This window comes from Mesorhizobium sp. B3-2-1 (assembly GCF_006439515.1).
In the GTDB taxonomy this organism is placed as follows: domain Bacteria; phylum Pseudomonadota; class Alphaproteobacteria; order Rhizobiales; family Rhizobiaceae; genus Mesorhizobium.
Window position 1 is genome coordinate 25,848 of record NZ_VFTI01000039.1, and the last position, 13,195, is coordinate 39,042.

The window sequence follows — 13,195 nt, forward strand, 5'->3', positions numbered from 1 at the left end:
TCTTGTCAAAACGCCGATTCCCCCTTGATGCCTACTGATCAATGTTTGAGCGCGCTGCCGATCACAACGCCGCTGCCGAAAACGAGCGCCCTGGCCAGGAAGTCATTGTTGTCTCTCGGCGGCGGCTCGTCGCGCACAATGGTCTCGCTGCTGCGCCTGCGCTGGACAACCTTCTGTTGCTTGTGTGGCACCGGCTTCAGGGTGCGGGACTTCTGCACGACCTGTTTCTTCGGCGGCGCCGTAGTCTGCTTGCCCGCCTTCAGCTGGTCGATGTCGAGCCTTGCCACCGTGGCGAAGCGGCCGCTCGGGAATTGGTCGAGATACGCCTCGTAATAGGGAATGGCGTTGTTTTTCGAGGCCTCATCCCAAAGGCGTTGCTCGACCTCCCAGGATGGCGGATCGCTGGCCACCGGCTCAGGGGCGGGCGAGGCCGACGTCTTGGCTGCATCGGCGATCGGCGCCGCCGCGGCTTGTGCCGCTGGCTTGCCAAGGAAAACCTCGCGCCCCAGCGATGCGTTGTGCCATGGGCGCTGCCGACCTTGCGTGGCTTCCGTCACGTCGCCGCGCACGCGCGTCAGCGCACTCTGGATCTCGACGCCGGCTTCGGTCAGGTGCTTGGCCAATGCCAGGGAGTAGGGGCTGTCGACGCCGTTGCCGTCGAAAGCGACAGCACCGGGATCGGTCGCATAAGCAATCAAGACACCGCCGGTGCCGACGCCGTCTGCCTTTGCATCCACCGGCGCGAGGCCGGCGCCGAGCGAGCGGCTCTTGGGCAGCGCCGTGGCCAGCGTGCGAGCGAGCGGATTGTCGCGGCAGGCATCGAGGATGATGATGCCGACGGCGGGATCGGCAGGCAGCGCCGCCATGAACTCGTCGATCTGAACTGTGCGCGTTTTGAGATAGGCGGGTGAAGTCAGGTCGGTATCGACCGGTATGAGATAGTTCTTGCCGTCGACCTGCATGCCGTGGCCGGCGTAGAAGATGACCGCGAGGTCCGCGTTGTAGGATTCTTCGGTGAATTTGCTGATCAGGCCATGCATGCCGGCATTGTCCTGGTCGACGCCTTCGATCACTTCGAAGCCGGCGTTGCGCAGCGTCGACGCAATCAGGTGGGCATCGTTCGCCGGGTTAGGCAAGGCAACGGCGTTGACATATTTGCTGTTGCCGATGACCAGCGCGACACGCTTGCTCTCGGCTGTTGCGGCCTGGACGCCGAAGGCGGCAAGGATGGAAAGGACAAGTCCGCTCAAAAGGATGGCAAACAGTTTCATGGATCAGCCCTCCGGCCCATCGGGGCACGGTATTGATGTCTGTGCATGCTCAATTCGTCAGCGACAATGTCGCTTCGTCAAAAATGGCTCTCAGGCTTATGTCGCCCCGACGACAGTTTAGGTTCACCGGGTGCACTCTGGCCTCTGCAAATATTTTGCCGATATACTAGCCGTCAGTGTCAAAATCGTCGACCAGGCAATCGTTGTGTCGCTTTTGAGCAGGGACGGTCACTAACCTGGCTCAAGCCTCTCTTGGATTGAATTGAGCAGCGCGGTTATCGCCTGCTTGTACTTCTCGAACTCCGGCGACGTCTGCCGCACCTCGGTCGTGGTGGTCGTCGGCTGGGTCTGATCGGTCACCACGCGCGGCACTTTCTGCCCCATTTTCCGCTCGGCCCAATCGATGACGTAACCGACGGTCTTGCCGGTCAGGAACGGGTTAGCCTGGATGACGGCTGATCCCAGCACGGCGCTCAATTGCGACGAACCCGGCGCCGCCAGCACCTGGTGCGCCCCCTCCATGCCAAGGAAATGGCAAAGATACAGGCGACCGGCGGTGATCTGGTGGCCGCGGGCGCGCAGGTAGGCCTCCCCTTCGCGCGCCAGATTGCGCACCATTTCGCGCGACAGCGTCGCGTCATAGCGAAGCGCGAGCAGGTCGCCGGTCGAAAGCGATCGGGCAAGGTCGGGACGATAGGTGTTCATCATCCGGATCCAGGTCTTGGTGATGAACTGGCCGGCGCCGGTTGCCGACGAGTTGGGGTTCTTGGCGCGGGCGCTGCCGCCGCTTTCGACGTGGACGATCCGGTCGGTCAGCGTCTCGACCGCGGAATCGCCGGGCCCGCCGGAACTGGCGGAAACGGCGGTGGTGACTGCGGTGACTGTCCCGAGCGGGTCGATCGCCTCGCCGTTCTCGTAGAGCTCGAAATGCAGATGCGGGCCCGTCGAAAGCCCTGTAGTGCCGATATAGCCGATGACGTCGCCGGCCTTCACCTTGGTGCCGACACCGCTGGCGATGGCGAATTTTTGCATATGCGCGTAGCGCGTCTCGCGGCCGTTGGCATGCGTGATCTTCACCAGATTGCCATAGCTGCCGCCATCGCCCTGGAAGGAAATCTCGCCGTCGAAAGCGGCCATGACAGGCGTCCCGACCGGAGCCGCCCAGTCGACGCCCTTGTGGATCCGAACCGTGCCGAGGATCGGATGCTTGCGTGGGCCGAAGGTCGACGTCATCACCCCGGCGACCGGCGTGACCATGCCGTTGCTGACGGTCAGCGAACGAACCTGATCATCGCCGGTCACGCAGGCATACTGGCCATCGCTTTGCTGGAAGACGAAGCAGTCGAGGTTCTTGTCCTTACCCTGGACGCCGACATAAAGCACCCGTCCGGAGATCTCGCCCTGGTCGCGCGGCCTCTGCGAATAGATCATCACCAGACGCTGGTCCTCGCTGGCGAAAGCGTCGAGATCCTGTCCCCTCGACAGATACATGATCGCTTCGCCGATCACGCTGGTCGGCACCTTGTTGCGTGCCGCGGTCGAGTAGATTGCGTCGAGCAGGCGGTACTGCCGCTTGGGCCCGCCCTGGTCCGAGGCACCGGAATAGTTGAAGAGGTCCTCGCTCACCCAGGGGTCGACCCCTGAAACGAAGGCGCCCGCTGCGTTGCGCGTCAGCGTACCGACATAGACGTTCCTTGCGTAGACCGAGACCTGCATCAGCGACAGCGTCGTCGTCTCGCGGTTCGGCCGGAAGCCTCGCATGGCGACCACAAAACCGGCCTCGAGCCCATCGCGCTTGAACAGCGCTTTCAGCGCCTCGCCCGCAAGCCTGGCGTCCTCCTCGGAGAAATGCGCGTCGAGCGCCACGCTTTCCAGGCTGCGGTCGTTGAGAATTTTCACGAAAGTGTCCTCTGTCGCCGCGAAGCGCTGATATTCGCTGGTGACGGTCGCGACTGTGGTGTTGTTCTCGATAGCGGTTCTCTTGAAGGCGGGGAGCGCTGCCTCTCCCTGGTCGATGGTCTCGCCCCAGCCGGCCTCGGGGGAGTCTGCGTCGGCTTTGGGCGCCGAACCGGCGGGGATATCGCCCGCGTCCGGCGGCGCCTGCAGGTCGTTCGCCAGATCGCCCGGTTGGTTGTTGGGCGAAGGTGCGGGCGAGGTCGGTTGCTGATCGTCTGGGCCAGTTGAAGGCTTCGGAGCAGTCTGCCGCTGCGCCTTGAAGAAGGCAAAATCCTCCTGCGTCGACGGGATCGTCGTCATGAACTTCTCGCTGGCGCTCAGCATCACGTCGGACAGAATCTCGATCTGCGGCGAGGCCCCGGAACTATCGAGTTCGGCCGGGCGCGCAACCGTGTGGCCCTTCGCGGCGGTGTCCGCATCGGGCGCCAGCGTGATCCACATCGGGTCACCGGCAAGGTCGATGATGGCCGGCACATAGACCGAGGCGTCGGGCGGCACGTCTTCCATACCTTCGACGGGATGCAGTTCCTCATCCTCGTCGCCGAACGACCAGTTGTCCTTGGTAAGATAGAAGCCGGTGGCGATCGCGATGACGGTGAGCGTTGCAACGCCAGCAAGAACGCGGCGCCAGAGTTTGCGTCTGCGCTCGGCCAAGCGCGCCAGCTTCTTCTGTTTGAAGCTCGTGTCGATGCTGTGCGTCACGGGCTGTTTCCGGTCAGGAAATAGGTCCAGCGCACCTGCTCCAGCGTATCGACCTCGACGAAACGCGCCGCGATGTGACCGCGCTGCCAGCACTCCTCGATGCCACGGATGGAGAAGCGGCGCCGATCAACGCACATCTCGGTCGATCCGTTGAGGATCGCGTGGCCGAACACGTCGGTCGCGTAGAGGTAGATGTAGCGGTTGGCCAGTTCCTCGCGGATGATGTTCACGCACTGGTTGGCGCCGATGGTCCACCAGCCATCGGTCTGATCGGCATTGTCAACCTTCTGTCCGACGGCGAGGTTGACGACGTCGAGCGTCTGGTTGCAGACAGTGAATTCGGCATGCGCCCTGCTCGTCGAGAGGACAACGAGCAGCGCCGCGCCGAACAGCGCGGAAAATGCCAGGCGGTGGGAAAAGTCCGGCAATAATCGAAACCAGCTACGCTTTGTGCGTGACGAGGGCTGGCAAAATGAATGCGAGGGGCGAAGGTCCATCGGCGTTCATATCTATCCGCCGAGCCGGAAATATTTGGCGGTGGCGGAAAACCCCGAGCCGTCGGAGCCGATCTCCTCGAGGATCTTTGGCAAAAGCTCGGAGACCGGTGTCGGTCTCGAGAACATCGCGGCCTGGATGTCCTTCGGTCCGGTGATCACCAGCATGATCTGCGGCAGGGCCTTGCCGGCCGCCTTGTCGGCGGCGCCTAGACCGATGGGGATGTTGAAAGTCGCCTTGTCGGCTTGCGCCACGATGCGATCGTCGAGGTTGAAGGCGATGCCCCTGTGGTCGATCAGCATGACGTTGGAAACCAGCCCGCCATGCGTTACCAGCGTGCCGCTGATCGGCGCGCCATCCGGCACCGATGTCCGGTCGAGAACGAGCTGCGGACTTTCCGCACGGTTCCGGTCGATGAAGCGCAGGAAGTTTGTCACTTCACACTGGGGTTGCTCGATGAGACGGACGCTGATGTCCGGCTCGACATGGAACCTCGACCGAAAATCATTGAGCATCCGCTCGAACGGCTGCACGGCCCTTGCGAAGCCCTCGATGGCGGGGGCGCTGGCATTGTCCGGTGTCAGCGACGCGTAGAAGCAGTCGCCGCCGCTGAAGTCGCGCACCCATGAGGCGCGTTGCGCCGTCTCGTCGACCGCCTTCGCCGGCGGAACCGCCGGCTTGGGCACATTGATCGCGACTTCGGTATTTTCGGGCTGCGTGGTTACCGGCAACTGCGGTTGTTGGGACGGCTGCGCCGCCTGCGTTGGCTCTGATGGCGCGGTTGGTTGCGGCTGGCTGGCGGTCGGGGTCGGCGCCGGCTGTTCAGCCGGCGGGCTGGTCGGCTGCGCCGGCACGGGGCTCTGCGCAATCGGAGGCGAGGAGGCGTTCGGCTTGGCCAATTTGGACAGGGTGTCGACGAGGTCGGTTGCGCTTGGTTTTGTCGCCGGCGGGGTTGCCTCCTGTGCCGGCTTGCCCTCTGCCACCACCTGGCCTGGCTCGAACGCCTTCGGCGGCGCGCTGGCTGGTTTTGACGAGTTCGCACTCTCCTCAGCCTTTGGCACCGGCACTGCCGTTGGCGGGTTCGCGGCCGGCGTCTGGGCAGGCTTGGTCTCGACCGAGGGCACTTGCGCTCGATTGTTGTTGGCCGTCAATTCGGACTGGGCGGCCGGCGCCTGCTCGGCGGGGTGCCGTGATTCTGTCGCCGGCGGCACCTCGGGCTTGGGGGTCGGTACGGGGATTTCGGTGGGCTTGGCCGGCTCCGGCGTCTGCTCGCCCGCCGCCTCCGCCTGGTTCTCAGCCGGTATTGGGGTCTTCACCTGTACATCCGGCAGGGCAGGTGGCTTCACCGTTTCGACGGTGGCAGCGCTGTCAGGTTTTGACGGCTCCGGCCGAGGCTGCACCGGTGATTGTGGCTGAGGTTTCGATGCTTCCGCTTGCGGTGTTTGGGCCACCGGCTTCGGTATCAGAGGCTTGAGTTCCTTTTCGGCCGGCGATGGCGCCAGCATGCCACTGAAGTAAACGCCGCCCCCCAACAGGACCGCCAGCGTCACAAGGCCGCCAGCGATGGCCGGCATCCGCGACGATTTTCGCGGCCCAGCCGGCGTGGTGGCGCTGGCCGGCGCGGGCGTCGGCGCGGACCCTGGTTGCGACAGATGCGCCGGCCGCACGTGTTCAACGAAGCGCTGTTCGCCCGGAGACGCCGAAGGCTGGAGCCTGGACTTGGGCAGTGTCGTCCAGCCGGCGCGCAGCAAGCCCGAGCGTTCACGCGAACCATACGATACCGGCGGCAACGTCACGTCGACATCCTCGCCACGCGTTTCCCTGGCGATCTCGGCCATGCTGGCCGGCCGATCGCGCGGATCCGGCTGCAGCATCGCGGCAATGAGCTCTTGGAAATCGGGATCTATGTCAGACAGGTCCGGCACGGTCCGGCGTTTCTCGATCACCTCGTATTGCGAGCCGCCCATATCGAGCGGCTTTCCGCGCAATGCCGCGGCGAGCACCAGGCCGAGGCTATAGATATCGGACTGCTCGCTGACCTCACCGCCATAGAGGCCGAGCTGTTCGGGCGAAACGTAATTGTATTTGCCGGCGAACTTCCCGCCGATCAGCGTTTCACCGCCTGCGGCCGCCGACCGGGCGATGCCGAAATCGATGATCTTGGCGCTTTCCACCCGCCCGCCAGGCAGAATGATGTTGTCCGGCGAGAGGTCCCGGTGAACCGCGCCCGCCTGGTGCACCGCGGCGAGCCCCGATGCCAGGCGATGGCAAAGCCGCCGCACGTCTTCCGCCCGCATCGGTCCGCGACGCATCACGTCGAACAGGGACTGGCCGTCCACGAACTCCATCGCGAGATAAGGGCGGCCGATCCTCGGATCGATGGTGAAGACGTGATAGCGCACCACAGCGTCATGCGACAGGTGATTGAGGATCGACGCTTCCTTGCGAAACAGCGACAGGATCGTCTGATCGCGGGCGAATTCTGGCAGTACGATCTTGATCGCCACATGGTCGCCGGTTTGGATGTTGTGGCCGCGATAGACTTCTCCCATGCCGCCGGAGGCGATCCTCTCGTCGAGTTCGTAAATGCCGCTGAGCTGCGTGCCGACGCCGGCATAGATGTCGTTCGTCGATATCCGGGTCTTGTCGTCGTCGCTCATCTCGCCAGGCTCTCCGCTTCGGACCGATCCGAATGGAGCGCACCGTTGCGCCCGCCGCCGATCTTCACGAGTACGATGGTCACATTGTCGGTTCCGCCGCGCGCCAGCACCGTCTCCAGCAGGCTTCGGCACGCCGCCTGGGGCGTTGCGGATATCACCGCGGCTTCGATCTCGGCGTCGCTGACATGCGCCGTCAGTCCGTCGGTGCTCAGGATGAAAACATCCCCCGGCATCAGCTCGCCCTGCTGGAAATCGATCTCGAGTTCATCGCTGACGCCGACGGCATGGGTGATGACATGGCGGCGCGGCCAGGTAAGCGCTTCCTCTGCGCTGATCATGCCGCGGTCCAGCAACTCCTGGACCTCGGTGTGATCCTTCGAGACCTGAAAGATCGCGCCGTTGCGGACCAGATAGATGCGGCTGTCGCCGGCCCACAGGCCAGCGAACCGTCCGTCCATGGCAAGCAAAGCCGCGAAGGTCGAGCCGATGGTGATGCCGCGGGATCGCGAGATGGTACGGATCTCGGAATTGGCGCGGCTCAGCCGGTCTTCGAAGCGCGCACGAAGGTCCGGCGCCGAGCTCGCAATGCCGATCGTCGCCAGATGATCGACGATGCTGGCCGACGCGACCTCGCCGGCCTCGTGCCCGCCCATGCCATCGGCCACCACCCACAGGCCGGTCTGCGGCTCTATCAGGTAGTTGTCCTCATTGTGGTCGCGCACGCAGCCCTTATGGCTCACGCCGAAGCTTTCGATGGGAAGGGCGACAGAGCTCAATTTGCCACCAAGCGCTTCGCGAGCGTCCTCTGTGACCAAGCATGGGCAGGGTGCCCAGGTCACTCTGCCACAAGCGCATACGTTAGAGTACCGAAATGAACGCTGTGGCTGGCGGTGCGCTGGAACACAGCCATGTCAGAACGCCTTCGGACAGCTGAAGCCGGACAGGGCCGGCAGCAGGAAGGGATTGGGCCCGGGTCCGGTCTGCATGGTGTAAGCGACGTCTCGTCCGCCGATCACGAAGCGGGCTTCGGTGTTGGCGCTATTGGCGGTGATGGTCGCCTTGTCCAACAGACGCCTCAAGGCCCACGGTCCTTCGAATCTGAGAGCGGAGTCGCGGCCTGGCATTTCCGGCATCAGGCTGAGGCTGGCGGAACCAGAGGCTGTGCTGTTTGGCCAGGTCACTGTGCTTGGCGCGCTCCCCGTCTGGCTGCTCTGGACGGTCTGGCCGTCGATGTTGAGAACCGCGTTGTTAGCGTCGCTATTCAGCGAAAAAGGCGTGAAGGTAATCGAAACCGACGGCACCGAGCCGCCGGAAGGGAAGAAGGCGCTGCGGATTTCGGCGGCCGCCTGAAATGATTTCAAGGTCGACTTCGCCAGGTCGCGGCTGGAGCGGACATCCTGCCTCCAGGTCCATTCCTGGCCGGTCATATCGATCAGCGGCGCAAGGTTCTGCGCGAAGAAGCGGTCCATCAGCCCGCCCGGCGCGAAGAGTTTGGCGAAATCCGCTATCGAGATCTCTTCGGTGCCGTCACTGGCGAAGGGATAGCGACCGTTGACCGCCTCCTCGCAGGCTCGCGTGACCGTCTGGTCGAGGTTCTGGTTGAGGTTGGCCACCGAGGCTTCGGCGACATTGCCTTCAAACTCGTCCGCTGCCGCGTTGACCATGCGCGCCAGCGGCTTCGGAAGGCGGGAGGCATTGGCGCGCAGCGTGGAGATCTGCAACTGCAGGTTGGCGTTGACGCGTTCGGTCTGTGAAGGGACATCGGCCGAAAGCTTGAGGCTTTGAAAGATGTCGCGGAAATTCCGCGTCAACGCATCGAGCGGCCGCCTTCCACTGACGCCGCTAACCAGGGCCTGGAACGATCGAAACTGTGCCTCGACGCCCGCGCCGGCATTCTGCGCGACAGCCGAGTCCAGTCCGGCTCGGCTCTGCGACTTGCCGCCGGCGATCTGCAGGCCGATGCGTGCCAGACCTTTGGCCATGCTGGGTGGGTCCTCTTGCGCTGCGCTGCTCTCGCCCTCGGCCGTGGTGTTCTGCTTCGTCAATGCAGTCTCATCGGCGATCGCCGTGAACAACTGATCGAGAGGCGAGTCCGACGCGGCGAGGGCGGAAAGCGCGAGATATTGCGGCTTGTCCTTGAGCAACGCCTTGAACTTCAGCTGGTCGAGCACGCGGTTCCATGCGGAGGAGAATTCCTCGCCGTAGCGGTCGATCAATTCGGGACCGAGCTTGGGCAGGTCCTGGTCGATGCCGCCCTGTTCGCCGCCTCCGCCGAGCACCCACTGGTCGCTGACGAGCATTTGCGCGATGCGCGACAGCTGTGGCAGGAAGAAGCGGTTGAAGCCGGCGCGCGTGTAAAGTCCAGGAACGTTGAGATCGGCGAGATCGCTGCCATCCATGCGTTCGAACAGCAGCTGCGCCTCGGGGCCGGCTTTCGCTGCAACGGAGAGGTCTTCCAGCCTTGCGGCGTAGACCGCCGACTTGATCAGCGCCGAAGCGCGGTCGGCAAGGCTCATGCGCCCAAGCGAGCGTTGCGCGGCTTCGATCAGTGGCTGGTTGAGTTCGAAGACGGGATCGTAGGCGTCGTCGAGCGCGAGCATGGCGCGCAGATGCTTTTCGAGCTGCGCGCGGCCCTCGCGGTTGCTTTCGCCGGGATAGCGGTTCTCTTCCCAATCCTGCCTCATCCAGGAAACGATCAACTCGTCATCGACCTTCGGGGCCTTGCCGCCCAGCATCAGGTAGATCTTCAGGGGCTCGTAGAGCGCGATCGGATCGGCCATCTTGGCCTGGATGGTGCGCTCGGCCTGCACCAAGAGCCGCGAGCGGAATGTCCGCTCGAGCGCTTGCCGATAGGCAGTTCTGGAGGCAGATAGCAGCCTCTCGTGCTGGCTAAGCCCGAACGTCTCCTCGATCGACTTTGCCTGGTCGCCGTTCTCGAAGCCGGCGGGCAGGTTGCGCAGCTGGTCAAGCGGGCCGATGACGTTTTCCAGGTCGACGTCGGTCACCGTCGTGCTCTTGAGCAGCGAATCGGCGCTGTCGCGATACTGTGCCATAGCCTGCCTGGTGGAGGTGATCAGCGACTTGTTGGCGAAGAAGCTGAGGCCAAAGGCGCCGAGCGCCGCCAAGGCCGCCAGCGCAATCGCGGCGAGGCCGACAAGTCTCGCGAGCCTGGTGCGCCGTTCGGCCGTTCGGTCGAAGGATACCCAGCCCGATTCCGGGAAGATCACCTTGGTCAGGAGATCGTGCAGGAAGAAGCTCTTGCCTGTGCCGGAAAGATGCGCCTGCGAGGTGGTGCCGAAGCTGCGGCCGATTGCGCCCAGCACCTGATCGAACGGTGTTCCTTCCTGGGTACCAGAGGAGAAATAGAGGCCCCGAAGGCTGACATTCACCCGCAATCGAGAGGCATCGAACAAACTGCCGATGAAATGCGTTATCCGGTTCCTGAGGGCACCGAACTGCGCCGGGAAGCCGAAGATGGCGATGCGCGCTACCGGGTCGGCCTCTTCCTGCAAGCGATCGACAACTTCTTCCGCCAAGCGCTTCGCCAGACCGTCGAATTCGGCCGGCGCCTCGCCGGCCATGTTCCTTGTGCGATCGACGGTCTGGAACGTCGTGCCCCACACCTTGCGCCTGCGCGATCCGTCGAATTCACCGAAATACTCCATGAAGCCGGAGACGAGATCGGCCTTGGTGAAAAGCAGATAGACGGGAAACTGGATCTTCAGCGTCTCGTGCAATTCGCGCAGGCGGCTTCTTATTTCGGTGACATGTGCCTCGATATGCTGGTCGTCGAGGCCAATGAGATCGGCGAGGCTGATGGCGAGGATCACGCCGTTGATCGGTTGCCTGGCGCGGCTTTTCTTGAGCAATCCGAGGAAAGCAAGCCAGCTTGCCTTGTCGCGCTCGCGGTCCGATTCCTGCGTCGTATAGCGGCCGGCCGTGTCGATCAGCACCGCTTCATCGGTAAACCACCAGTCGCATGACCGCGTGCCACCAACGCCCGCCACCGGCTGGGCATTGCCGGAGCCCGCAAGTGGAAATTTCAGCCCGGAATTGACCAGCGCCGTCGTCTTGCCGGCGCCTGGCGGGCCGATGATGATGTACCAGGGAACGTCATAAAGGAAGTTGCGCTTGCGGCTCGTCCGCTTCAGCGTCGCTATGGCTTCTCTCATGCGCGCTTCGAGCATCTGTGAATCGTCGCTCCGCTCGTCGCTGCGCACAATGGCCATTTCGAGCGCCTTTTGCGCCTTGCGCCTTTGCCAGGAGCGAATGCCATAGAACAGCGCCAGCACCGCGACGGTCACGCCGATGATGACCGCCCTCAGCCACACGGATCCAAGCGGGCGGGTATCGGCGAAGCGGATCAGCGGTCCGGCATACCATACGGCGGCCGAGAAGCCGACCAACGCAAGCACGCTGAAGATCCGCAGCACCCAGCGGATCAGCCGCTCCTCGCCGCGCCCGCTCACAACGACTCCTCCTTCGGGATCATCACGTCGACGCGGCGGTTCTTGGCGCGGCCGTCCGCCGTCGCATTGTCGGCGATGGGCTCGTCTTCGCCCTTGCCGTCTATGCTCAGACGCGATGGATCCTTCAATTGCATGGCGATCATCGCCTGCACGGCCTTCGCGCGGGCGACTGAGAGATCGAAATTCGATTTGAACGCGCTCGACTTCTTTGGCTTCACATTGTCGGTGTGGCCGACGATCTTGATCGGTCCGGGTTCGGCGTCGAGGGCCTTGGCGATATCGGCCGCGATAGGCTGGAACTGCGGCTTCAACTCAGCTTGGCCGGATGCGAACAGAAGCCGGTTGCTGATCTCGACAACGATGAAGTCACCCTTCGTACCGACGTTCAGTCCGCCGGCGGCGACCTCCTGGGCGAGTGCCGTGCGGATGCGGTCGATCTGCGTGGTGTTCGGCGGAGCGGGTGGCGGCGGGTTGGCTTGCACCGGTTCGGCGGGTGTCGCCACGCTGGCGCGTTCAATGGTGACCGGGGTGGAAGGATTGAGCGCCAGCAACTCGCCGGCGGTCGCGTCGCCTTCGTCCGTGATCAATACACGCAGCCCGAAAAAGGCGGCCGTCACAAGGGTCGCTGCGGCGGCTGCGATCGTCCACAGAGGCAGCCGCCCTCCTGGCCTGGCCATTGCCGCCGCCATGGCTTGCCACCGAGGCGAAATGTCCTCGGCGGCGCGCGGCCTGAAATAGCGCAGCGTGTCGTAGACGTCTTGCCGAACGCGCTCGAGTTTGTTCCGTTCGCCGGACAATCCCCGATACTGGCCCTCGAACCCCAGCGACAGGCAGGCATGCATCAATTCGAGCAGGTCGTAATGCGCTTCAGGCTTGGCGAGGATGTTGTTCAGCGCTTCATAGAAGCCGGTGCCTGTCGGTCGTGTGTGGAAGAACTGCACCACCAGACTGTGCTGAAGCCAGGTTTCCTTGTTCGGCCAGGGCAGGTTGCCGACGAGATCGTCGGCGGTCTCGCAAAGCGCAAATTTCGCGATCCGTGCGTCTTCTTCCCCAATACCGGCTTTGGCAATGGTATGGTCGAAGGTCTCGATGGCGTCTGCGATATGCTCCGCCAAGGCTGCGGCTTGCCGTTCGACCGGTATCAGCCGCAGCTGACCGAACAGCATGAGCAAGGGGGCTGCGGCGGCAAGGATAGGATTTGTCGCGGCATACTTCACGCCAGCGGTGGCGTCGAGCAAGGCGTCCTGCTGCAACGCCGGTGCCGCCGCGGGCTCAGCTCCGTGGCTGGCCCCCTGAAAGACCACGGTTCCGGACGACCAGCCGGGGGGGATTTGTCGGCCGAGGCCGGGGTCGAACACCGTCGATTCCCTGGCGGGTGATGGAGCACCGGAACTATCGGGAGCCACGCGCGGCTTTTGCCTTGGCCGTGGCGCACGGATGACGGTTTTGTCCGGCGGCTCGGAGGGATCGTCCTTCGAACTCATCGGCGCACCACCGTCGAGGTGCTATGGGGATATTCCAGGCGGGATGATAGGGGCGTACCAGGCAGGGTATCAACAGCGTGCCGGATGGAAAGACTGATCTTGCCGAAACATGACATTCCTGCACACGCCCCAAGCCACGCCGCTTTGCCAGCCAGGCA

Annotated in this window: 7 protein-coding genes; all 7 read right to left on the reverse strand. The window is 63.7% G+C overall.

The window, feature by feature from the left end; translation table 11 throughout:
• Positions 1-38: 38 nt before the first annotated feature.
• On the reverse strand, positions 39-1,271 hold the full coding sequence (locus FJW08_RS28705) for a caspase domain-containing protein (RefSeq protein ID WP_140813252.1): 1,233 nt from the start codon (positions 1,269-1,271) through the stop codon (positions 39-41).
• Positions 1,272-1,502: 231 nt separating this feature from the next.
• Positions 1,503-3,929 (reverse strand): M23 family metallopeptidase, encoded by a 2,427-nt coding sequence (locus tag FJW08_RS28710; protein ID WP_140813253.1) that lies wholly within the window; start codon positions 3,927-3,929, stop codon positions 1,503-1,505.
• Positions 3,926-4,426 carry a DUF1036 domain-containing protein gene (locus tag FJW08_RS28715; protein WP_181183084.1) on the reverse strand — a complete coding sequence of 167 codons (501 nt, stop codon included), beginning with the start codon at positions 4,424-4,426 and terminating at the stop codon, positions 3,926-3,928. The genes FJW08_RS28710 and FJW08_RS28715 overlap by 4 nt, the downstream gene beginning before the upstream one ends.
• A 12-nt stretch (positions 4,427-4,438) precedes the next feature.
• Complete coding sequence (locus FJW08_RS28720) at positions 4,439-7,084, reverse strand: serine/threonine-protein kinase (protein WP_140813254.1); 2,646 nt, start codon at positions 7,082-7,084, stop codon at positions 4,439-4,441.
• Positions 7,081-7,860, reverse strand: coding sequence for a PP2C family serine/threonine-protein phosphatase (locus FJW08_RS28725; protein WP_140813255.1), 780 nt, complete (start codon positions 7,858-7,860; stop codon positions 7,081-7,083). The genes FJW08_RS28720 and FJW08_RS28725 overlap by 4 nt, the downstream gene beginning before the upstream one ends.
• Positions 7,861-7,995: 135 nt before the next feature.
• Positions 7,996-11,529, reverse strand: coding sequence for a type VI secretion system membrane subunit TssM (gene tssM / locus FJW08_RS28730; protein ID WP_140813274.1), 3,534 nt, complete (start codon positions 11,527-11,529; stop codon positions 7,996-7,998).
• Positions 11,530-11,549: 20 nt separating this feature from the next.
• Positions 11,550-13,037, reverse strand: a complete 1,488-nt coding sequence (tssL, locus tag FJW08_RS28735) for a type VI secretion system protein TssL, long form (protein ID WP_140813256.1) — start codon at positions 13,035-13,037, stop codon at positions 11,550-11,552.
• Positions 13,038-13,195 lie beyond the last annotated feature (158 nt).